This window comes from Pseudarthrobacter sp. GQ63 (assembly GCF_059758765.1).
On record NZ_JCAXEF010000001.1, the window covers coordinates 256,219 to 277,475 of the forward strand.

Sequence of the window (21,257 nt, forward strand, 5' to 3'; positions counted from 1 at the left end):
GTCACTATAAAATTTAGATACTAAATAAAAGGAGTGTTGTGAGCACCACCGCCACCCTGGCAACCCTGTCCGATTCCGGCCACCTGTCCGATCCGAACTGGTGGCGCCAGGCTGCTGTCTACCAGATCTACCCCCGCAGTTTTGCCGACTCCAACGGCGACGGCATTGGCGACCTCAGGGGCATCACCTCCAAGGTCCCGTACCTGAAGTCCCTGGGGATCGATGCCGTGTGGCTGAGCCCGTTCTACCCCTCGGCGCTCGCAGACGGCGGCTACGACGTGGATGACTACCGCGACGTCGATCCCAAGCTCGGCACCCTCGAGGATTTCGACGAGATGGCCGAGGCGCTGCACGGGGCCGGCATCAAGCTCATCGCGGACATCGTTCCCAACCACTCCTCGAACCGCCACGAGTGGTTCAAGGAAGCGTTGGCCTCGCCCAAGGGCTCGCCGGCCCGGGACCGGTACATCTTCCGTGACGGCAAGGGCCCCAACGGCGAGTTCCCGCCGTCGGACTGGGACTCGGTGTTCGGCGGCCCCGCCTGGGAGCGCATCACCGAACCGGACGGCACCCCCGGGCAGTGGTACATGCACATCTTCGCCAAGGAGCAGCCGGACCTGAACTGGTCCAACCGCGAGGTCCGCGACGACTTCCTCAAGACCCTGCGCTTCTGGTCCGACCGCGGCGTGGACGGCTTCCGGGTGGACGTGGCGCACGCCCTCACCAAGGACCTCACCGAGCCGCTGCTGTCCAAGCTTGAACTGAGCGCCGCCAACACCGGCGTGGACGGTTTCGACGACGGCACGCACCCCTTCTGGGACCGCGACGAGGTCCACGAGGTGTACGCCGAGTGGCGTGAGGTCTTCAACGAGTACAACCCGCCGCGCACCGCCGTGGCCGAGGCCTGGGTGCACGCCACCCGCCGCGCCCGCTACGCAAGCCCGCAGGGGCTCGGCCAGGCCTTCAACTTCGACCTCCTGCAGGCCGATTTCGACGCCGACGAATTCCGCGAGATCATCACCCGCAACCTGGCCGAGGCCGCCGCCACCGGCGCCTCCTCCACCTGGGTGTTCTCCAACCACGACGTTGTGAGGCACGCCACCCGCTACGGCCTGCCGCAGGTCTCCAAGAGCAAGGCGGGCGCCAAGGGCCAGGACGGCAAGGAGTGGCTGCTTGCCGGCGGCCCCAAGGAACAGCTGGACGTGGAGCTCGGTGAACGCCGTGCCCGCGCCGCAACCCTCCTGATGCTGGCGGTGCCGGGCTCCGCCTACCTGTACCAGGGTGAGGAACTGGGCCTGCAGGAAGTGGCGGAGATCCCCGAATCCGAACGCCAGGATCCCTCCTTCTTCCGGAACAGGGGAGTGGAGATCGGCCGGGACGGCTGCCGTGTGCCCCTGCCCTGGAAGGTGGAAGGCACCTCCTTCGGCTTTGGCGACGGCGGCGCGCACCTGCCGCAGCCGGACTGGTTCAGCAAGTACGCCGTGGAGGCGCAGGACGGCACCGAAGGCTCCACCCTCGAGCTGTACCGCACCGCCCTGAGGCTGCGCCATGAGCTCCAGGCGGATGAGGACCTGGAATGGGTGGAGAACGCCAACCCTGAGATCCTGCACTTCCGCCGCCCGGGCGGCTGGCAGTCCGTGACCAACTTCGGGGACACCGCCGTCGACCTCCCCGAGGGGACCGTGCTTGTCAGCAGCGCACCGCTGGAAGACGGCAAGCTGCCCGGCAACACCACCGCATGGCTGCGCTGATGCCTGTGCCTGTCCCGGAAGGGCGGCCTGCCTGATGCAGGAACTCATTTATGGCTGCATGGGCCTGGGCGGCAGCTGGTCCGGCGAGCCGCATGGGGCTGAACATGTGGACCAGGCCGCTGCCGCCGTCGAGGCCGCGCTGGATGCCGGGATCACCTTGTTCGACCACGCGGACATCTACCGCAGCGGCAAGTCGGAGGCCGTGTTTGGTGAAGTCCTGGCCGCTGAGCCGGGGCTCCGCGGCCGCATCAGGCTGCAGACCAAATGCGGTATCCGGCTGAACGAGCGCGGGCTGCAGACGCACTACGACCTCAGCCGGGATGCCATCCTGGAGCGGGTCAACGGAAGCTTGCAGCGGCTGCGGACGGACTATGTGGACATCCTCCTGCTCCACCGGCCGGACCCGTTGGCGGACCCGGCGGAGGTGGCCGCCGCCGTCGGGCAGCTGATGGCGGAGGGCAAGGTCCGGCAGCTGGGCGTGTCCAACATGTCCGGGGCGCAGATCGAGGCGCTGCAGGACCGGCTGGAAACCCCGGTGGTGGCGAACCAGCTGGAGATGAGCCTGCTCAAGCGGGCCTGGCTGGAGAGCCAGGTGCTGGTCAACCACGCCGAGCACCTGGACTACAGCTTCCCGCACGGCACCCTTGAGTACTGCGTGCGCAACTCCATCACGCTGCAGGCCTACGGTTCGTTGGCGCGCGGCCTCTACACCGGGGCGGAACCGGAAAGTCCGGCCTCAGCAGATGCCGCCACCGCCGAGCTCGTGGCCCGGCTGGCGGGGGAGTACGGCAGCACTGGCGAAGCCATCCTGCTCGGGTGGCTGATGAAGCATCCGGCGGGCATCGCGCCGGTGATCGGGACCGTCAACCCGGAACGGATCCGTGCGTGTGCCGACGCTGCCCGCGTGGCCCGGGAGATGACCCGGGCTGACTGGTACGGGCTCTGGGTGACGGCGCGGGGCAGCAACATCCCCTGACCCACCCCAACTAGGTAGCAGCAGGTGTCGTTCTGAGCGCTCAAAACGACACCTGCTGCTACCTGCTTTCCGGCAACGTCCGGTCATTTGGGGTTTAGTTCGTATTGATCCCCACAAGGAGGCCATTTTCTTCGGCGTCGGGGTTGCGGGGCGGATACGGTAGATACATGACGTCTACCATCGCCACCGAGACCGTAAGGCCGGAACGCAATATCCCAGCAGAAATCGCCCGTTCCTGGCTTCTGGTCAATGCCATGAAGACAGAGCTGTTCGACCAGTCCGCCGTCTCGCGTGCTGACTCGATCATCCTGGATATTGAAGATGCCGTGGACCCGTCGCAGAAGGACCACGCACGGAACAACGTTGTGGACTGGCTGACCGCCGGCGGCAAGGCCTGGGTCCGCATTAACGATGCCACCAGCCGCTTCTGGGCTGATGACCTGGCGGGCCTCCGCGGCACGCCGGGGCTTCTGGGCGTCATGCTGGCCAAGACCGAGTCCGCAGACCAGGTGACGGAGAGCTTCCACCGCATGGACGGCAAGACGCCGGTCATCCCGCTGGTGGAGTCCGCGCTGGGCATCGAGGAAGCGAACAACATCGCCAAGGCGCAGGGCGCCTTCCGCCTGGCGTTCGGTTCCGGCGACTTCCGCCGCGACACGGGCATGGCAGCCACGCCCGAGGCCATGGCCTACCCCCGCGCCAAGCTCGTCGTCGCCAGCCGCGTGGGCAATCTTCCCGGCCCCATCGACGGCCCCACCGTGGGCACCAACCACCCCATCCTGCGCGAGCAGACCGGCATCACCGTGATGATGGGCATGACCGGCAAGCTCTGCCTGGCCATCGACCAGACCCCCGTCATCAACGAGGTCATCAGCCCCACGCCCTCGGACGTCGCCTGGGCCACGGACTTCATGGCGGACTTCGAGGCCAACGGCCGCGTCATCCGTGACGGCTCCGACCTGCCCCGCCTGGGCCGCGCCGAGAAGATCATGAAGCTCGCAGTGGCCTTCGGCGTGCAGCCCGCGCTCTAGCCCCACAGCCTTCGCTGCAGGAGACCCCGTGACCGGTACCCGTTATCTGGTCCACGGGGTCTTCTGGCCTCCGCCTCCGGAGGCGGCAGCGGGCGGAGGTGTTGGTCCGAGCCCGTACCTCCGCCTCCAGGCGCCGGACGGCACCTTCCGCGAGGTAACGCTCGACGCCGGGACGCACCTGGGCTTCCGGCTCGCCGCCGAGGGGAAGCACTGCCTCGGCCACCATGTGGTGCACGGCCCCGCCCACCGGGACCACGTCCTCTGCGCCAGGCGGGCCCCCGCAGTCCGCGGACACCAGTGCGAGCGGTGTTTCGTGGTGGACGACTCCCGGCTCATCCACGACTTCCACCGGGGCGGCCGGGTCCCGCCCGGGCTGCGCAGCTACCTGATGCAGCCACACTGGCTCTACGTTGCCACCTTCGCCAACGGCGCCAGCAAGGTGGGCACGGCCGCGGAGCTCCGAAAGTGGCAACGCCTCGCGGAGCAGGGAGCCGTGGCGGCCAGCTTCGTTGCCCACGCCGCCGATGGACGCGTGGTGCGGATCCTCGAGGACCTTGTCACGCGCGAGGCCGGGCTTCCGCAGCAGGTCCGGTCGGCAGCCAAGGCTGCCGCACTGGCTTCCCCGGCCCCGGCTGGTTGGCTCAGCGGCCATAACGCGGCCGTCGCCACTTCCGCCCGCGGCGTGGTTTCCCGGTCAGGCGCTGAGGGCTTCGAAGTGGTGGAGGAGTCCTGGAGCAGGCCGGAGCTGGCCGGCCCGCTGTGCTCCGTGAGCCGCCGGCACCCCTATCCGCACGCACTCGCGGCAGGCTCCCACGGCTTCACCATTACTTCACTGTGCGGCAGCTTCGCCCTGGCAGTCATCGACGGGACCGAGCTGGAGTTCGTGGTGGATCTGGGTCAGCTCAAGGGCCGGAGCATCGAACTGGGCCAGTACAGTTCCGAGGTGCCTGCCGTCCAGGAGGCGCTGTTCTGAGGCTGCGCTTCTGCAGCTGCCCGCGCGGCCCCCGGTAGACTGTCTGCGTGCTGAACGAATTCTGGGCCACCGCGCCAACCCGCTATAAAGTCCTGGTTTTCAGTGCGATGGGACTGATCGCCGTCGGAATCATTCTCAACCTGGTGGGCAACACCAGCGGCAATTCCGGCCTTGCCACGGCATCCCTGCCGGTGATCGGCCTGGGCCTGGTCCTGCACATCGCAGGGATTGTGGTCCGCGGCCAGGCGATCCGGAAGGGCTACAAGCGGTAGGCGGCGTTCCGGCGGACGTGGCTGCGGGCGTGTTCCACGGCGTCCCCGAGGTGCCCGAACAGGTGCTTGTGGTGCCGCAGGGACCGGATAACTCCCACGTTCGTTACCAGCTGCAGGTGGTCCGGCCGGACGCCCTTGAGTAAAACGGTGATGCCCCGGAGCTCCAGCGCGGAGACCACCTCCACCAGTGCATGCGCGCCCGTGGCGTCGAGCATCCGCAGCTGGGAAAGCCTGATGATGGCCACCTGGACATCCTTGACCTGGCTGATCTCCTGCAGGATCCGTTCGGCGGCGCCGAAGAACATGGCCCCGTCCAGCCGGAGGACGGCGATGTGCTCGTCACCCTCGGCGCGCGGACCGGGGATCTCCTCCCGCTGCACGCTGCTCAGCGAGGCGAACGTGCGCAGGGCAAAGAGGGCCGCCGCCGCGAGCCCTATCTGGATGGCAACGATCAGGTCGAACGCCACCGTAATAATTGCCGTCAGGATGAAGACGGCGGCGTCGGACCGGGTGGAGCGGAGGATCGCCGCCACGGTCCGCCGGGACACCATCCGCACCGCAGTGACCATCAGGACCCCGCCGAGGGCTGCCAGCGGAATCCGGCTGACCATGCCCGAGGCGAGATAGACAATCGCCAGCAGCACCACGGCGTGGACAGCGGCAGCCAGGCGGGTTTTTGCACCGGACCGGACGTTCACGGCCGTCCGCGCGATGGCCCCCGTGGCGGGCATGCCGCCGAAGAGGCCCGCGGCGATTGACGCCAGGCCCTGGCCCGTCAGCTCCCGGTCCGGGCTGTACGGTCCACTCGGTCTGCCGTCCGGCCCGGTCATTCCTGCCGCAACCCGGGCAGACAGCAACGACTCGATGGCCGCAAGGCAGGCGATTGCCACCGCGGGCATGGCCAGGCTGCCCAGCAGATCCAGGTCAAAGGCGGGCACCGCCGGAGCGGGCAGGGAATGCGGCAGGGGGCCGATCCTGGGGATGTCCAGCCGGAACAGCTCGGCGGCTGCCGTGGCGAGGAGCACCGCGATCAGGCTGGCCGGCAATGCCCTGAGCAGCTTCTGCACCAGGACCATTACGACGGCGACTCCCGCCACGACTGCAAGGGTCAGCAGGGCAGTCGGGACGGTTGCGGCGGATGCGGCTTCCACTGCAGCGATGAGGGTGTTGTGTCCCGGGACGGCGGACGTGCCGGTGGCGGGCGGAACCTGCTGGAGGAAGATAATGGCGGCGATCCCCAGGGTGAAGCCTTCCACCACGGGCCATGGGATGAAGGCGACCGCCCGGCCCAGGCCGCTGAATCCCAGAACACAGACCAGCAGCCCCGCCATCAGAGACAACGGGGCCACGCTGCCGGCGCCGTGGACTGCCACCACGGGCGCCAATATCACAACCATGGCACCGGTGGGGCCGGAGACCTGGACGGGTGATCCGCCCATCACGGCTGCCACCAGGCCGGCGACGATCGCGGTGATGAGCCCGGCCTCCGCACCCACTCCCGAGCTGACGCCGAACGCGAGGGCCAGCGGCAGGGCCACAATGCCCACCGTGATGCCGGCCAGCAGGTCGGTCCGCCACGATGTTCCAAGTCCCGCGTAATCCAGTGTCGAGGGCAGGAACCGGCTGATGTGCAGCCTGGCGGTGCCCACGTCCGGTTTCACAGGGCGGCCCCGCCAGCCAGGTGTTCTGCAGGCAGCTGCTGCGCCAGCCGGAGCTGTTCGTTTGAATCGGCAAGGGTGTCCAGGAGGAACGTCCGCGCGATGGCAAGCAGCTGGGCAATTCCGGGGTGCGCCAGCCGGTAGGTCACGGCGTTGGCGGTACGCACAGAGGTCACCACCTTGTGCTTGCGCAGCGTGGCCAAGTGCTGGGAGAGGTGCGAGGCTTCAAGCCCGGTCTCCGCCAGGAGGTAGCTCACCGCGGCGGTTTCCTGTGGCGCCGCTGCCAGCAGCTCAAGGATGCGGATCCTTGCAGGGTGCGCCAGCCCCTTGAAGAGGTTGGCCTTGATCTCGTACAGCGGAGCCTGGGCGGAAGGCAGCATGGGAAGCTCCTCAACGTGACAGTAACGTGTGGACTTAGTCAGGGTGAATCAAAGCACTGTGGATTGATGGATTGATGGATTCATCATATCAGCGTCATGCAACCCCCTGCCAGGTGCGGCAACGATAGGCTTGAGGCCATGACTATCAATCCGGACCTGCAGGGCCGAAGCTACCCTGCCGCAGAGGTGTACGACGTTGGCCGTGAGAAGATCCGCGAGTTCGCCCGCGCCGTAAAGGCCACCCATCCCGCGCACTTCGACGTCGACGCAGCCCACGCCCTGGGCCACGGCGACCTGGTGGCTCCACCGACGTTCGCCATCATCGTCGCCCAGCGTGCCGACGCCCAGCTCATCGAGGATCCGGAAGCCGGCATCGACTTCTCCCGCGTGGTGCATGCAGACCAGCGCTTCATCCACCACCGGCCGATTTTCGCGGGGGACCGCCTCGTCGCGGAGCTCCACGTGGACGGTGTCCGGGCCATGGGCGGTGGTGCGATGATCACCACACGGTCGGAAATCTTCGCCCTCGGCCAGGATGATTCCCGCGAACCCGTCACCACCACGTCGTCGTCCATCCTGGTCCGCGGAGAGGGACAGTAACCATGAGCCTCAGCATCCACGATCTCAGCGCCGGCCAGGAGATCGGCAACCGCACCGTCGAGGTCACGCGCACCGATTTGGTCAAGTACGCCGGTGCCTCCGGTGACTTCAACCCCATCCACTGGAACGAGGCCTTTGCCACCAGTGTGGAACTGCCCGGCGTCATCGCCCACGGCATGTTCACCATGGGCTCCGCCGTCCAGCTGGTGACCGACTGGGCGGGTGACCCCGCCGCCGTCGTCGACTTCCAGACGAGGTTCACCAAGCCCGTCCTGGTCACCGACACCACGGGCACGTCCGACGCCGGCGCCACCATCGAGGTCAGCGGCATCATTGGAAAGCTCGACGCCGAGGCGAACACCGCGCGGGTGGACCTCACCGTCATGGCCGCCGGCCAGAAGGTCCTGATGAAGGCCCAGGCGGTCGTCAAACTGGCATAGCCCGGAAAGGTGGGAACACTTTCCCGATAGGGTGGACAGGTGACTTCCACCCTGCTTTCCCAGCTGACCACGGCCGCCGTCGGGGGCCCCGCCCACAAGTTCATCAAGGCCGGAACCGAAGCTGAGATCATCGACGCCGTCCGTGCGGCGGATGCCGCGGGGGAGCAGTTGCTGATCATCGCCGGCGGCTCCAACCTGTTGATTTCCGACGACGGGTTCCCTGGAACCGTGGTCCAGGTCGCTTCGCAGGGGTTCACCGTCAACGCGGAGGACTCCTGCGGCGGCGTGGCGGTGGTGGTGCAGGCCGGGCACAACTGGGACAAGCTGGTGGAGCACGCGGTCCGCCATGCCTGGTCCGGGGTGGAGGCCCTGGCCGGCATTCCCGGATCAACGGGTGCGACGCCGGTGCAGAACGTGGGTGCCTACGGTGCCGACGTGTCCCAGACCATCGCGGCAGTGCGCACGTGGGACCGGGAGCGGAACGCGGTAAAGACCTTCACGAACTCGGAGCTGCAGTTCGGCTACCGGGACTCCATCCTCAAACAGACCACCGTCAACGGCTCGCCCCGGTACGTGGTGCTGACCGTGGAGTTCCAGCTGCCCCTGGGCCGGATGAGCGCGCCGATCCGTTACGCGGAACTTGCCCGTGCCCTAGGCGTCGAGGTGGGCAAGCGCGCGTACTCGAACGATGTGCGCCGCGAGGTGCTCCGGCTGCGTGCCTCCAAGGGCATGGTGTGGGACCCGCAGGACCGGGACACGTACTCCACGGGATCCTTCTTCACCAACCCCATCGTTCCGGCCGAGGTGGCTGCGGCCCTGCCAGAGGGCGCACCCCGGTACCCTGCCGGTCAGGACGGGCTGGTGAAGCTCTCCGCCGCCTGGCTGATCGACCAGGCCGGCTTTGCCAAGGGTTTCGGGCTGGAACCAGGCAGCGTCAGCGGCGGACGGGCCTCCCTGTCCACCAAGCACACACTTGCCATCACCAACCGCGGCTCAGCCACCGCCCAGGACGTGGTGGCGGTGGCACGCGAGGTGCGTGCCGGCGTCGAACAGCGCTTTGGCATCCAACTGCACCCGGAACCGCTGCTTATCGGCCTGGAGCTGTAGCACCGGCAGGATCGCCCGCCATGCCCGGGGCGTTGGCGCGGACCACCGCCGCCTGGCCCAGCAGGGCGGACGACCAGCCGGCGAGCACCAGGTAGATTCCCGTGAAAAGCCATACCAGCTGGCCCGGCAACAGCGGGTTTGCGAGGCCTGACAGGATGCAGGCCACGAGTCCGCCGAGGGCGACGGCGAGGGACAGGACCCAGAGGACCCTTGCCGCGGGCGGGTGGTGCCGCCAGTCCCGGTACAGCTTCACTCCCTGCCGGCTGACGCTGATGCCCGGGAAAAGCACCGCATAGCCGCCGCCGAGGCTCAGCACGAGCGAGGGGAGCAGCAGCAGGGGATCGGACCGGCCATCTCCGAGGAAGGTGGAGAACTGGAGCAGCCCCAGGCCGGATCCTGCCAGGACGCAGACCGTGCCGCCGGCCATCCAGCACCTCGTTTTAAGCGCGAGCAACTGCCACAAACTCCCCAAAGTCATGGTTCTACCCTATCGGTCTATGACCGGCGGGCAGTGGTGCGCCCTAAGATAGGGCCATGGCTGCTGGCATGGGCCGTCCCGACGGCAGGATCGTAGGCAGGCTGAGGCTTGCCTCCCAAAGGCTTGCGGCTGGAACGGACGGCGTCGGATCGGTTGCGGACACTGTGCGCTGGATGACGGCGATGCAGGCCCAGGACCTGCAGGCCGCCATGTGGGCCGTGGGCGTGCGGGTGCCGGGATGCGGCCTCAGCGACGTCCGGTCCGCCCTGGACACCGGTGCCGTGGTCCGGTCGTGGCCCATGCGCGGCACACTGCATCTCGTGGCCCCCGAGGACCTGCGCTGGATGCTGGACCTCACGGCTGAACGGCTCACCAAAAGCATCTCGGCCCGCCACCGGGAACTGGGCATCACATGGGCAGACATTGAGAAGTGCCGGGATATTGCGCTGGAGCACATCGCCGCCGGCGGTCCCGCCAGCCGTGCCGGACTGTTCCAGGTGTTCGACGCCGCCGGGCAGCCCACGCAGGGACAGCGGGGCATCCACCTATTGGGGACACTGTGCCGGCACGCGTGGCTGGTGCAGGGGCCGCTGGCCAAAAACCAACAGCTGCTGGTGGCCTTCGATGACTGGATCCCGGTGTCGCGGAACATGGAGCGCCAGGAGGCCTTGGCGGAGTTCGCGCTGCGGTACTTCCGCAGCCACGGACCGGCAACCCTGGTGGATTTCGCGTGGTGGACCCAGCTCCCGCTGACGGAAGTGCGGGCCGCGTTCGAACCAGTCCGCGGGCTCCTTGTGGAACGCAGGTTCGGGGACGCCGTGCACTGGATGTCAGCCGGGACCGCCGCCCTGCTGGATGCTGGGGTCCCTGGAGCACGGTCCGTCCTGCTGCTGCCCGGATTTGATGAGTTCCTGCTGGGATACAAGGACCGGACAGCCGTCCTTCCCCCGGAGCACTTTGACAGGATCGTGCCCGGCGGGAACGGCGTTTTCAAGAAGACCCTCGTGGCCGGGGGCGAAGTGATCGGCACCTGGGCCCGGGACGGCACCAGCCGGGATGCCGCCGTCGTGCCCGAACCCTTCGACCACACCAGGCGCCTTGGCCCCGCCGCGCAGGCCGCCTTCGCCCGGGCAGCCAAGCGCTACCTCAGCTTCCTGGATAGCTGACGGCACCCCGCGCCGCGTCCGGATCAAACAGGAACGGCCCTGCCCCGCACGAACGGTGCTGCCCAGCACCGTTCGTGCGGGGCAGGGCCGCTGTTGCGTTTTTGAATCCTGGCTGTCCACATCCAGGTCCGAGACGCTTCCGGGAGCGCCCTGCGGCAGGCCACCCTGTAGTGATGAAGCCTGACACGATCCGCGACATGTTGGACGAGCGCTGGCCCGACTTCCCGGTGGCATCAACCCTGCAGCTGGCGCACGAGGGTCTCGGGGACAGGGTCTTGACGGCGGCAGTGCGCATAGGTCTGGTCATCAGACTGCGGCGGGGCGCGTACGCCCGGAGCTCCTACTGGCACGGCCTGAAACCGTGGGTGCGGGATGGCCTGTTAGTGCATGCCCACCACCTGTCCACAGGCGGGGCAGCACGGTACAGCCACATAAGCGCAGCCAGGCTCCATGAATGCCAGGCCTGGGGCGCAGGACCACGGATACACGTCACTACGGACTACGCCAACTCGCGAAGAAGCGCCGGGGAGGACGTCAGGACACATCGGGCACACCTGGATGAAAGGGACTGCACCTCGTTCCTGGCCAGTGACGGAAGGGAGATGCTGGCGACCAGCCTGGCGAGGACCGTGCTGGATTGTGCCCGTATCCTGCCGCTTGAGCAGGCTGCCGTCATAGGTGATCACGCTCTCCGGAAAGGGGTTGATGCGGCTGGGCTGCGCCGGTTGCTTGAGGAAGGGCTGGAAAAACGGGGGAGCCGGCGGGCGCGTCTCCTCCTCGACTCGCTTGACGGACGCTCAGAGTCGGCAGGTGAGACACGAACCAGGCTTCTGCTGTATTCCCTGGGTCAACGAAACTTCACGCCCCAAGTCGAGATTCCAACACCCACAGGGCTCTTCCGCGCTGATTTTGCTGACCCTGGATCGAGGATCGTCGTCGAGTTCGACGGCATCGGGAAGTACACGGACTACCGGCCCACAGATGAGGCCCTCATCGCCGAACGCCAGCGGGAAAATGCGCTGATCGAAGGGGGCTGGTTGGTCCTTATGTTGTTACCGGGATCAGTTCCTCGGCCATTGTAGGGTCGTGGCTACCCAGGGGAGGCGGGTATGGCTTTGGTTGCTGTGCCGGACGGCTCGTACGTGATGGCTTCGAAGGATTGGCCGCCCGTCACCCCGCGATGACCCGACCGCTGATTGAGAGACGCGACATGATCGCCGGATAAGGACACGACGGCGCGGTTATCTGCTGGGCTCTTACCCATCCACAGACTGGAGGCTGTTCTTGGTGCAACTTTGGGCCGGCATCGACGCCGGCAAAGCCCATCATCACTGCGTTGTTATCGACGGCGACGGTAACCGTCTACTCTCCCAACGAGTCCCCAACGATGAACCAGCCCTGCTGCAACTCACGGCAGATGTTCTTGAGCTCGCAGGTGGGGACGACGTGGTTTGGGCGACCGACCCGAACCATGGGGGACCGGCGCTGCTCATTGCCCTGCTCGTCGGTCACGGCCAGAACATCCTCTACATTCCGGGCCGTACTGTGCACCACGCTTCCAAGATTTACCGAGGCGAAGGTAAGACCGACGCGAAAGATGCTGCGGTCATCGCCGACCAGGCCCGCATGCGGACTGACCTGCAACCCCTACGTGCAGGGGATGAGATCAGCACTGGGCTGCGACTCCTGACCGCCCGACGTGCCGACAAATCCGCGGACCGGGTAAGAGCGATCAACCGTCTGCAAGCCCAGCTGCTCGAATACTTCCCCGCGCTGGAACGGGCCTTCGACTACAGCCGGTCCAAAGCCGCCCTAACCCTTCTGACCAAGCACCGCACACCGGACGGAATACGCCGTACGGGGCAGGCCAGGATCCACGCCTGGCTGAAGAAGCAGGGGGCCCGATCTTCGGCAGCCATCGCCGTGGCAGCAGTCGAGGCTGCAAAATCCCAGCACACAACGGTTCCCGCCCAGCACATGGGCGAGGCGATTGTCGCCGCACTCGCCCGGGAAATTCTCACCCTGAACGTGGAATTGGCAGAACTTGATGCAATGATCACCGAGAAAGTCACCGCCCACCAGCACACCGAGGTGCTGTTGAGCATGCCTGGCTTCGGACCCGTCCTCGCCGCAGAATTCTTAGGTGCCACCGGCGGCGACCTCAGCGTCTTCCAATCCGCAGACCGGTTCGCGGGGGTTGTCGGCCTCGCGCCGGCACCCCGGGACTCGGGAAGGATCAGCGGCAACCACCACAGGCCCAGACGCTACGATCGACGGCTCCTACGCGTCTTCTACCTCTCCGGGCTTTCAGCCTTGAAGTCATGCTCGGCCTCGCGCGGTTATTACGACCGAAAACGGGTGGAAGGGAAGTCCCATATTCAGGCGATGCTCTCGCTTGCCCGACGACGGCTCAATGTCCTCTGGGCTATGCTTCGCGACGGCACAACCTATACGCCAGCGCCGACGGTGACACCACTATTGGCGGCTTAAACAAGGAGTGCTAACCCCTTTCGCCGCACTCAGGGCGCGTGCCACCTCGTGCAGAAGGCTCGTGTCGCCACCGCTCAGTAGTCTGGCTACATGACTTCCTTCGCTGAACGCATGGGACTGCGCGCCGCACGCTCGTTCATCCAGCGCGACGATCTAGACATGGAGACCCGCACCGAGCTTTGGAACGTCCTTGTGATCCTTCGTGAAATCCTACGAAATATCGCCGAGGAGACCTATCGGACCGACACCACTGAGAGACGCCTCTTGGAGGCCGTGTGGGCTTGGGAATTTAAGAGACCTCGCGACGAAATGAGGAGTGACGGGCAGGTGTGGGCAGACATCAAGTCCTCAATCATCAGCGCTGATTGGTATGAGGTGCTCGACTTGGTTGAAGCGGTCGTCAAGTATCTCGACCGCTACGAGACACACGCCAGCACGGACCTTCGGTCCATCGTCGCGGAGGCGTTCAACAACAGCTTCGAGCGTTATCTCGTCGGCTACCGATTTATTGGTAATGAAGTTACGCCGGTTGACTCGACCGCAGAATCGGAAGCTGTGGTGAGCGCCCAAGAAGATACCGAAAGCATCGCAGGAGCGCGACATGCTCTGGATCGAGCTGTCGAGTTGCTCGCTGACAGGCAAAATCCCGACTATCCCAACTCAATTAAGGAGTCGATCTCCGCGGTCGAATCCGTTATCAAGAAGGTAACCGGAGAAGGCACTCTCGGAGCCGGACTGGGCAAACTGGAAGCTGCAGGTCTAACTATCCATCCCGCCCTTAGAAGCGCTTGGTCGAAAATGTACGGCTGGACCTCAGATGCAGATGGCATCCGACATGCGGGTATCGAAGCGGCAAACGCCGACCAGACTCTTGCCAAGTACGTCCTCGTCGTGTGCTCTGCGTTTGTTTCGTACCTTATTGAGGAGGGGCGCAAAAAAGGCCTTCTCAACTAGCTTGCGGTCACACAGTCACTTTCCCTGGGTGGTCGCCTTCTCATGCGCTGCCAACGCAAGGACCTCGATCCGATGCATCAACAGCGGAACGTTAGGCATGAGTACGGCAGTTAATGCGGCGCCTCCCTAGGAGGAGTGTTGCTGCCATGCCTGCGGCGATATTTCCGGACTGGCTTGAAATCCAAGCTGCGCATGTGGTCATAGGCGTTCCCCCTTTCTCAACGTTTCGGACTGAAAGAATCATCGAAATCCCGAGTGAGATCAGGTATAGCGCTACGGCTACAACACTCCCCCATGGCCCAAGGGGGTCTGTGAAAGATGTGACCATTGAAGCACAATTTCCCTTAACGGCGAATGCCATGTCGATAAAGGGATACCTCGGGAGTACCGCAGCGGCCAGGAGCTACTCCGACGCGTCTCATAACTAACAGCTTCTCAAGACACGGGTGCGGGCAGCGCGAGAAGCTCCGGCGCAGGTGAAAAACCGGCATCTGTCGCCGTCTCGGAAACGCCTCTCACCGTAAATTGTCTCAACGGCGGTCCTTGAGGGGCTTTTCGAGCCAATAGTCCTCGTAGTGCCGCTTGGTCAGCTGTCATTTTCAGGAGTCGTCTGCACTGAATATCAGAAGTCCTCTGCACTCAAACCAAGGGGACTCCGTCCAGGCCCCGGTGGGACTTGGGAATGACTGCCGGGACTCGCGGCCCTTCCTTCTCCTTGCGTCCGGGCCGCGGCACGACCAGATCCAGTAGATGCGAAGCTGGCGTCACACTATGCACTCAGTGTATAGATTGAGGTGTGAACAACTCCCTCACCCTGCTGGGCCTCCTGAGTCGCGAGCCGAGCTACGGCTACGACCTCAAGCACTCCTATGACCGCTACTTCGGAGCCGGAAAGTCCTTGGCCTTCGGGCAGATATATTCCACGCTGGCCCGAATGGTCCGTGACGAGCTGATCCGGGCACTGGGTGAGGAGACCGGCGGCGGTCCGGACCGCAAGAAGTACGAGATTACCGTTGCCGGCCAGGACAGGGTGCGCGAGTGGCTGTTCACTCCCGACGTTCCCTCGGAGTCCTTGCAAAGCAACCTGTTTGCCAAGACCGTGATCGCCTTGCTGCTCGACGACGACGCCGACCGGCTGCTTGATGTGCAGCGCAGCGAACACATGGCCCGCATGCGTGAACTGACCCGGCTGAAGAAGGACGCGGACTTGCTACGGGTCCTGATGTGCGACCACGGCCTGTTCCACATCGAAGCTGACCTTCGCTGGATCGACCTCACCAGCGCCCGCCTGACCCAACTCAAGAAGGAGCTCCAGAGCGCATGAGCACCAATGACACCGCTGCACCCATCCTCAGTGCCTGCGGCCTGCACCACTCCTTCGGGCAGACCGAGGCATTGCGGGGCATCGACCTCGACGTTCATGCAGGGGAAGTACTCGCCGTCATGGGCCCGTCCGGATCCGGAAAGTCCACACTGCTGCACTGCCTGGCCGGTGTTCTTGTCCCCGACGGCGGTTCGGTGACCTACCGTCCCGGCGGGCGGGCCCCCGTGATGACTAGTGCGCTCCGGGAGCCGGAACGGGCCCGGCTGCGGCTGACCGATTTCGGGTTCGTCTTTCAGTTCGGCCAGCTGCTGCCGGAGCTCACTGCGGTGGATAATGTCAGCATCCCGTTGCTCTTGGCCGGGACCCGGCGGCCGGAGGCGTTGCGCCTCTCCAGGGACTTGCTGGACCGCCTCGGTTTGGACGGGCTGGGCGCTAAGCTGCCCGGTGAACTTTCCGGAGGCCAGGCCCAGCGCGTCGCCGTTGCCCGGGCATTGGTGACGTCCCCTGCCGTGTTGTTCGCCGATGAGCCCACGGGTTCGCTGGATTCTCTCGCATCAGAGAACGTGCTGACTCTTATGCTCGAGCTTGTCCGCGAAGCGGGCACCACTGTGGTGATGATTACCCACGATGCCCGCACCGCCGCGTATGCGGACCGGGAAATCATCGTGCGCGACGGCGCAATCGGCGCCGGCTACCGGGTGTCGGCATGAATCCTGGGCTGCTTAAACTTGCAATCGTCGGCAGCCGGTCCGCCTACGGCAGGCTCGCCGGAATCGCCGGAGGAGTTGCCGTCGGAGTGTGCCTCCTGCTGCTACTGTGGGGCGGCGCCAACGGCCTGGGCGCCCGCGATGACCGGGGTGCGTGGCTGCGCGAAATGGGCAGCCCATCAATGTCCAGCCCGACGGCAGTGGACGACCCGGCCGTCGTTTCAGGGCCGGCAACACCGGTGCCGCTGACAACCAGCACGGTGCTCATGGAAGCCAACCCGGGGGAGGTCTTCCGCAACCAGCTGATTAACCGCCGTGACGTCGCTGCCCTGGGGTCGACTACCGTCAAGATCCCCGGTATCGGCGCCCCTCCGGAACCTGGCCGCTACTACGCGTCACCGGCGCTGCAGCGACTGATCGAGTCAACGCCACGGGACCAGCTTGGCGATCGTTACGGGACGTTTGCGGGCACGATTGACGATGCTGCCCTGCCCGGACCGGATTCCCTGATCGTCATCACCGGCGCCACGGAAGCCGAACTCCGCCAGTCCGGGAGAGCGTCCCTGGTGTCAGACTTCACGACCAACCCTTATGGTGGCAGCGCTGCCGCCTACAACACGGTGCTGTCCATCGGGGCCATTGCGGTGTTCTTCCCCGTGCTGCTGCTGATCAGCATTGTCACCGGCCTAGGCGCTGCCCAGCGCCGGGAACGCTTCGCGACCCTACGCCTCATTGGCGCACCCCCACGGACACTCTCTCGCATCGCCGCCGTCGAAACCGCCGTCCCCAGTCTGATCGGGGCAGTGCTGGGCGTCGTGCTGGCCATCGTGCTCAGGCCGGCTGCCGCGCAGATACCCGTCAACGGCACTAGGATGTTCGCTGCCGACCTGACAACCGGCTGGGCGGCGGCCGTCGTCGTCGGCGGCGTGGTGGTCGCGGCCTCGGCACTCGTTGCCGCGCACCGCACTGCCCGCGCAGGCATTGGCCCGCTGGGCGTGACGAGGACTGTGCACGAAAAAACACCCACCATGTGGCGGACCGTGCCCCTGCTGGCCGGTCTGGCCGCCATGATCACGGCCGTACTTATGATCAGGGTCTTGGAGGTGCGGCTGACGTGGCTGGAATCACCGCTCCTTATCGGCGGTTTTCTTCTGGTCCTCGTCGGCCTTGTGGTGATCGGCCCTTGGCTGACCCGACTGGTCAGCCGGATCGGGCTGCGTAGGGCGCGGAGTGCGGCGGGAGTCATCGCCGCCAGCCGGATCCAGAAAACGCCAGTGGCAACCTTCCGTTCCGTATCAGGGCTCGTGATCGCCGTGTTCGTCGTCTCCGTCTTCGCGGGAGGATCCAGCATCATCGAGTCCACTGAGGAGCGTCCGGCCTGGCCCGGTCTGCTCCAGCCCACCAGCCTCCATGCGACCGTGGGCACCGGACACACTCCTGCCCAGGCCATGGAGGCCGCCCGTCAGGCCAGGGAACTGCCCGGGATCCGCAGCGCCACCGTCGGCTACGGCCCGGCAGCCCTGTCTCAAAGGGATTCCGGCTCGGAAATTTACCTTCGCGCCGCGGACGCCGCCGGGCTCGGGTTCGAGGACATCCCGGTAGTAGAGACCGTCACCGTTGATGCCTCGTTTCTCTACTATTGGACAACCCAGCCATTGGCACTCACCCCGGCGCCCGCTACCGGGTTGGATGACCTGGTGCCGGTCGTGATTCTCATCAGCACCGACGGGACGCCCGAGGCTATGGACCGTGCCCGGACAGCACTAGACAGTTCAGGCATCACTGCCGTCCCGGCTGCCTCTCCGGTGGACTTCAAACTGCAGTCCAGTACCCGCCTGATTCAGGGCCTGGCGGTGCTCGCCTATCTGGGAATGTTTGTCGCGATCGCAATCGCCGGCTTGTCTTTGGCTGTTGCTACCGCCTCTGCCGTTCTGGACCGGAAGAGAGTTCTCGGACTTATGCGGCTGATGGGAATGCCGGGCTCTGTCATGCGCCGGATCATTACCCGTGAAGCAGCAGTCCCGCTCCTGACTGTCCTGCTGCTCTCGGTCGGCCTCGGATTCCTCGTGGCCTGGCTGATGGTGACCGGCATCAACGATGCCTATCGGATGACCTGGCCGGCGCCCGACTACTTCATGGCCCTGGGACTCAGCCTGTTCCTGGCCCTTGGAGCGGTCACCGCGACATTCGTTTTCATCCGGGGCACCACCCCAATGACGGCTACACGCTTTGAATGAAACCGCAGTCTGGATGAAACCAGCATGGGGAAACCAGCAACTAGGTCTTCTCGGAAAGGAAGGATTTCAAGAACAGGTTGAAACCGCGCGTGCCTGGGATCCGGCACTCATTGTCGCGGCCGGACCCAGTGTCCTACTGCAACTGACGCCGGCCGAGGCTTAGAACCAAAGAGGCTGCGCTCCATCGAACCCAGAAATACCCTCTCACCTGGGAGTCCGGGAGAGTTCGAGTCAGAATGGCCGTGTGAGACATCTGGGATATACGCGTGTCAGTACTTCCAGTCAGGATGCCCAACTGCAGCTGGACGCGCTGATCGCCGCCGGTGTGCAAAAACGCGACGTCTTCGCTGACGTGACTTCGGGTAGCAAGACTGCAATCAAGCGGCCCGGAATGAAAAGGCTCCTCGAGTACGCCGAGGAGGGTGACACCGTCGTGGTGTGGCGAGTCGACCGCTTGGGTCGGTCGCTGATCGATGTGCTCAACACGGTGACCCTGCTGCGTGACCGCGGCGTCCATGTCCGATCTATTTCGGACGGCATCGACCCGGCGACCTCGACGGGCCGGCTGATGCTGAACATGCTCGCCACCCTCGCCGAGTATGAGCGCGAGTTGATCGTCGAGCGGGTTAACGCCGGCATCGCAGCTGCCAGGCAGAACGGGACACGCTTCGGCCGGCCGGTGTCCGACCCGGCCGTCATCGCGGACAAGTTGGCCATCGTCCAGGACGCCCGCGCGAAGGGACGCACCGCGGAAGATGCCGCCCGGCTTGTGGGCTGGAGCCGTGCAACGCTTTACCGGCACCAGCTGGCCCTCGCTGCACGCCAAGAACACGTGTAGGTGCTCCTCAACGGCGGATGACGGGGAGCCCTGTTTCCCAGCCTCGCCTATCTGGCGCTTGGGTTAGGGGATCGGTCCTCGCTTCGCTCGGGCTGTAGAAGCGTTTTTCTGTTTTTTGCTGCTGTCCTGCGGATCGTACGTGCCCGCTCCACCGGCTCAACCGTCCTGCGGACGGCTGCGCAGCCGATGCCTTGTGTCGGCGCTTCGCTTATTTCCTCCCACAACCCATCCGCTGCTTGCCCTTCGGGTTGCCCCGGCTCCGTCGGGCACAGCTACGCGTTGCTCCGCCAGCAGGCAAAAAACAACCGGGGGAGAAGGGAAGCTGGCCGGTCACCACGAGCCGCCCCCGCCCACTTGGAAGGAACACAACCATGAGCAAACAGAAGTCCCGCGAGCCCTACCCAGGAGCGCCGACCGAGAGAGGACCCCCCGCTGACCGACCCGCAGGAATCCGTTGACAACATCATTGAGATTCCTTCGGCTCGGATGGAAGCACCTGGACCGGCCCATGGAGCTCAACCGCCGCATCATGGCCATGGCGGAGCGCTCCCGGAGAATGTCAGCCTGACAGCAGAACGGCCCTGCCCCGCACGAACGGTGCTGGGCAGGACCGTTCATGCGGGGCAGGGCCGTTCGTGAGCGCTGCTGATACGGGTTACAGGTTCCCGGTGGCGATGTTGAGCATGCGGCGCAGCGGCTCGGCAGCGCCCCAAAGGAGCTGGTCGCCCACGGTGAAGGCACTGATGTACTCCGGACCCATCTCCATCTTGCGGATGCGGCCCACGGGGATGTCCAGCGTGCCGGAGGCCGCCACCGGGGTCAGGTCCGCCATGGAGGCTTCCTTGGTATTGGGAACCACCTTGGCCCACTGGTTGTCCTCGGCGAGGAGCTTCTCGATCTCGGCGACCGGGAGGTCCTCGCGCAGCTTGAGCGTCAGAGCCTGGGAGTGGGACCGCATGGCACCGATGCGCACGCACAACCCGTCCATGACCACGTGGTTGTCCTCGGAGGTGCCTAGGATCTTGTTGGTTTCGACCCCGGCCTTCCATTCCTCCTTGGACTGCCCGTTGCCCAGGTCCGCGTCGATCCAGGGGATCAGCGATCCGGCCAGCGGAACGCCGAACTGGGTGGCGTCGATGTCGGTGCGCTGGTGGGCCAGGACCTTGCGGTCGATGTCCAGGATGGCCGACGCCGGATCGTCCAGTTCCGTGCTGACCTCGGCGTTGAGCGTGCCGAACTGGCTGAGCAGCTCGCGCATGTGCCGTGCCCCGCCGCCGGAGGCCGCCTGGTAGGTCATGGAGGTGCCCCACTCCACGAGGTTGTTCTTGAACAGGCCGCCGAGGCCCATGAGCATGCAGGAGACGGTGCAGTTGCCGCCGATGAAGTCCTTGGTCCCGTTGACCAGGCCCTTATCGATGACATCGCGGTTGATCGGGTCCAGCACGATGATGGAATCGTCGTTCATGCGCAGGGTGGAGGCGGCATCGATCCAGAGGCCGTCCCAGCCGCGGCTGCGGAGCTCGGTGTGCACGCGCTTGGTGTAGTCCCCGCCCTGGGCGGTGACGATAATGGGCAGCTTCGCCAGGGTATCGACGTCGAACGCGTCCTCGAGCTTGCCGGCGCTGCCTCCTGCTGTTCCAGCGAAAGACGGCGCGGCACCTCCCGCGTTGGAAGTGGAGAAGAACACCGGGTTGATGTTGGCGAAGTCGCCCTCATCCTGCATGCGCTGCATGAGGACGGAACCGACCATGCCGCGCCATCCGACCAGGCCGACGGAAGGGGTAGCTGCTGTAGTCATTCGTACAGTTTAGACTTCCGTTCCGGCAGCGCGCAGTCGGTTACGTCACTACCGGCTGGAGTACCTTCTCCGCACCT

At 65.5% G+C, this 21,257-nt stretch carries 20 protein-coding genes; 16 read left to right on the forward strand and 4 right to left on the reverse strand.

The window, feature by feature from the left end; translation table 11 throughout:
• The first annotated feature begins 38 nt into the window (after positions 1-38).
• The 5 genes from AC6CHP_RS01265 to AC6CHP_RS01285 all read left to right on the forward strand — a co-directional run bounded on the left by AC6CHP_RS01265 (position 39) and on the right by AC6CHP_RS01285 (position 5,003).
• Positions 39-1,751: a glycoside hydrolase family 13 protein gene (locus AC6CHP_RS01265; RefSeq protein WP_498227885.1), complete on the forward strand. Its 1,713-nt coding sequence runs from the start codon at positions 39-41 to the stop codon at positions 1,749-1,751.
• 34 nt (positions 1,752-1,785) lie between these two features.
• Positions 1,786-2,727 carry an aldo/keto reductase gene (locus tag AC6CHP_RS01270; protein WP_498227887.1) on the forward strand — a complete coding sequence of 314 codons (942 nt, stop codon included), beginning with the start codon at positions 1,786-1,788 and terminating at the stop codon, positions 2,725-2,727.
• A 167-nt stretch (positions 2,728-2,894) separates the two neighbouring features.
• Complete coding sequence (locus tag AC6CHP_RS01275) at positions 2,895-3,758, forward strand: HpcH/HpaI aldolase/citrate lyase family protein (RefSeq protein WP_066278004.1); 864 nt, start codon at positions 2,895-2,897, stop codon at positions 3,756-3,758.
• Between the two features lie 28 nt (positions 3,759-3,786).
• Entirely contained in the window at positions 3,787-4,731 is a 945-nt protein-coding gene (locus AC6CHP_RS01280; RefSeq protein WP_498227889.1) for a DUF2797 domain-containing protein, read from the forward strand.
• Positions 4,732-4,778: 47 nt separating this feature from the next.
• Complete coding sequence (locus tag AC6CHP_RS01285) at positions 4,779-5,003, forward strand: DUF3188 domain-containing protein (RefSeq protein ID WP_174176805.1); 225 nt, start codon at positions 4,779-4,781, stop codon at positions 5,001-5,003.
• Here AC6CHP_RS01285 and AC6CHP_RS01290 read toward each other — a convergent pair.
• A complete protein-coding gene (locus AC6CHP_RS01290; protein WP_498227891.1) occupies positions 4,991-6,652 on the reverse strand; it encodes a SulP family inorganic anion transporter in 1,662 nt (553 codons plus the stop codon). The two genes, AC6CHP_RS01285 and AC6CHP_RS01290, sit on opposite strands and share 13 nt — an antisense overlap.
• A gap of 8 nt (positions 6,653-6,660) precedes the next feature.
• Entirely contained in the window at positions 6,661-7,041 is a 381-nt protein-coding gene (locus AC6CHP_RS01295; protein WP_174176803.1) for an ArsR/SmtB family transcription factor, read from the reverse strand.
• Positions 7,042-7,179: 138 nt separating this feature from the next.
• Here AC6CHP_RS01295 and AC6CHP_RS01300 point away from each other — a divergent pair, with 138 nt between their 5' ends.
• Genes AC6CHP_RS01300 through AC6CHP_RS01310 form a run of 3 tightly spaced genes read left to right on the forward strand, consistent with a single transcriptional unit; the run spans position 7,180 to position 9,188 of the window.
• Positions 7,180-7,641 carry an FAS1-like dehydratase domain-containing protein gene (locus AC6CHP_RS01300; protein WP_498227894.1) on the forward strand — a complete coding sequence of 154 codons (462 nt, stop codon included), beginning with the start codon at positions 7,180-7,182 and terminating at the stop codon, positions 7,639-7,641.
• A gap of 2 nt (positions 7,642-7,643) precedes the next feature.
• Positions 7,644-8,081, forward strand: a complete 438-nt coding sequence (locus tag AC6CHP_RS01305; protein WP_498227895.1) for a MaoC family dehydratase — start codon at positions 7,644-7,646, stop codon at positions 8,079-8,081.
• 39 nt (positions 8,082-8,120) lie between these two features.
• Complete coding sequence (locus AC6CHP_RS01310) at positions 8,121-9,188, forward strand: UDP-N-acetylmuramate dehydrogenase (RefSeq protein WP_174176800.1); 1,068 nt, start codon at positions 8,121-8,123, stop codon at positions 9,186-9,188.
• Here the strand turns inward: AC6CHP_RS01310 and AC6CHP_RS01315 are convergent.
• A complete protein-coding gene (locus AC6CHP_RS01315; RefSeq protein ID WP_498227897.1) occupies positions 9,169-9,666 on the reverse strand; it encodes a hypothetical protein in 498 nt (165 codons plus the stop codon). The genes AC6CHP_RS01310 and AC6CHP_RS01315 overlap by 20 nt on opposite strands.
• Positions 9,667-9,722: 56 nt before the next feature.
• Here AC6CHP_RS01315 and AC6CHP_RS01320 point away from each other — a divergent pair, with 56 nt between their 5' ends.
• The 8 genes from AC6CHP_RS01320 to AC6CHP_RS01355 all read left to right on the forward strand — a co-directional run bounded on the left by AC6CHP_RS01320 (position 9,723) and on the right by AC6CHP_RS01355 (position 19,382).
• Positions 9,723-10,832, forward strand: a complete 1,110-nt coding sequence (locus tag AC6CHP_RS01320; RefSeq protein WP_498227898.1) for a winged helix DNA-binding domain-containing protein — start codon at positions 9,723-9,725, stop codon at positions 10,830-10,832.
• A gap of 173 nt (positions 10,833-11,005) precedes the next feature.
• The gene (locus tag AC6CHP_RS01325; protein ID WP_498227900.1) at positions 11,006-11,914 is read left to right on the forward strand and encodes a hypothetical protein; all 909 of its coding nucleotides are present in this window, start codon (positions 11,006-11,008) and stop codon (positions 11,912-11,914) included.
• 202 nt (positions 11,915-12,116) lie between these two features.
• Entirely contained in the window at positions 12,117-13,322 is a 1,206-nt protein-coding gene (locus tag AC6CHP_RS01330) for an IS110 family RNA-guided transposase (RefSeq protein WP_498227902.1), read from the forward strand.
• A gap of 90 nt (positions 13,323-13,412) precedes the next feature.
• A complete protein-coding gene (locus AC6CHP_RS01335; protein WP_498227903.1) occupies positions 13,413-14,276 on the forward strand; it encodes an AbiJ-NTD4 domain-containing protein in 864 nt (287 codons plus the stop codon).
• 796 nt (positions 14,277-15,072) lie between these two features.
• Positions 15,073-15,600, forward strand: a complete 528-nt coding sequence (locus AC6CHP_RS01340) for a PadR family transcriptional regulator (RefSeq protein WP_498227904.1) — start codon at positions 15,073-15,075, stop codon at positions 15,598-15,600.
• Entirely contained in the window at positions 15,597-16,310 is a 714-nt protein-coding gene (locus tag AC6CHP_RS01345; RefSeq protein WP_498227906.1) for an ABC transporter ATP-binding protein, read from the forward strand. The genes AC6CHP_RS01340 and AC6CHP_RS01345 overlap by 4 nt, the downstream gene beginning before the upstream one ends.
• Positions 16,307-18,544: an FtsX-like permease family protein gene (locus AC6CHP_RS01350; RefSeq protein WP_498227908.1), complete on the forward strand. Its 2,238-nt coding sequence runs from the start codon at positions 16,307-16,309 to the stop codon at positions 18,542-18,544. Before AC6CHP_RS01345 ends, AC6CHP_RS01350 begins: the two co-directional genes overlap by 4 nt.
• Before the next feature lie 244 nt (positions 18,545-18,788).
• Complete coding sequence (locus AC6CHP_RS01355) at positions 18,789-19,382, forward strand: recombinase family protein (RefSeq protein ID WP_498227910.1); 594 nt, start codon at positions 18,789-18,791, stop codon at positions 19,380-19,382.
• A 655-nt stretch (positions 19,383-20,037) separates the two neighbouring features.
• On the opposite strand, the gene asd is transcribed toward AC6CHP_RS01355, so the two are convergent.
• Entirely contained in the window at positions 20,038-21,180 is a 1,143-nt protein-coding gene (gene asd / locus AC6CHP_RS01360; protein ID WP_174176795.1) for an aspartate-semialdehyde dehydrogenase, read from the reverse strand.
• Between the last annotated feature and the right edge of the window lie 77 nt (positions 21,181-21,257).

Bases quoted from the DNA above. Each gene is read 5' to 3' on its own strand.
- AC6CHP_RS01270 (WP_498227887.1), top strand. From the start codon at position 1,786: ATGCAGGAACTCATTTATGGCTGCATGGGCCTGGGCGGCAGCTGGTCC.
- AC6CHP_RS01275 (WP_066278004.1), top strand. From the start codon at position 2,895: ATGACGTCTACCATCGCCACCGAGACCGTAAGGCCGGAACGCAATATC.
- AC6CHP_RS01295 (WP_174176803.1), bottom strand. From the start codon at position 7,041: ATGCTGCCTTCCGCCCAGGCTCCGCTGTACGAGATCAAGGCCAACCTC.
- AC6CHP_RS01300 (WP_498227894.1), top strand. From the start codon at position 7,180: ATGACTATCAATCCGGACCTGCAGGGCCGAAGCTACCCTGCCGCAGAG.
- AC6CHP_RS01305 (WP_498227895.1), top strand. From the start codon at position 7,644: ATGAGCCTCAGCATCCACGATCTCAGCGCCGGCCAGGAGATCGGCAAC.
- AC6CHP_RS01315 (WP_498227897.1), bottom strand. From the start codon at position 9,666: ATGACTTTGGGGAGTTTGTGGCAGTTGCTCGCGCTTAAAACGAGGTGC.
- AC6CHP_RS01320 (WP_498227898.1), top strand. From the start codon at position 9,723: ATGGCTGCTGGCATGGGCCGTCCCGACGGCAGGATCGTAGGCAGGCTG.
- AC6CHP_RS01325 (WP_498227900.1), top strand. From the start codon at position 11,006: ATGAAGCCTGACACGATCCGCGACATGTTGGACGAGCGCTGGCCCGAC.
- AC6CHP_RS01335 (WP_498227903.1), top strand. From the start codon at position 13,413: ATGACTTCCTTCGCTGAACGCATGGGACTGCGCGCCGCACGCTCGTTC.
- AC6CHP_RS01345 (WP_498227906.1), top strand. From the start codon at position 15,597: ATGAGCACCAATGACACCGCTGCACCCATCCTCAGTGCCTGCGGCCTG.
- AC6CHP_RS01350 (WP_498227908.1), top strand. From the start codon at position 16,307: ATGAATCCTGGGCTGCTTAAACTTGCAATCGTCGGCAGCCGGTCCGCC.
- asd (WP_174176795.1), bottom strand. From the start codon at position 21,180: ATGACTACAGCAGCTACCCCTTCCGTCGGCCTGGTCGGATGGCGCGGC.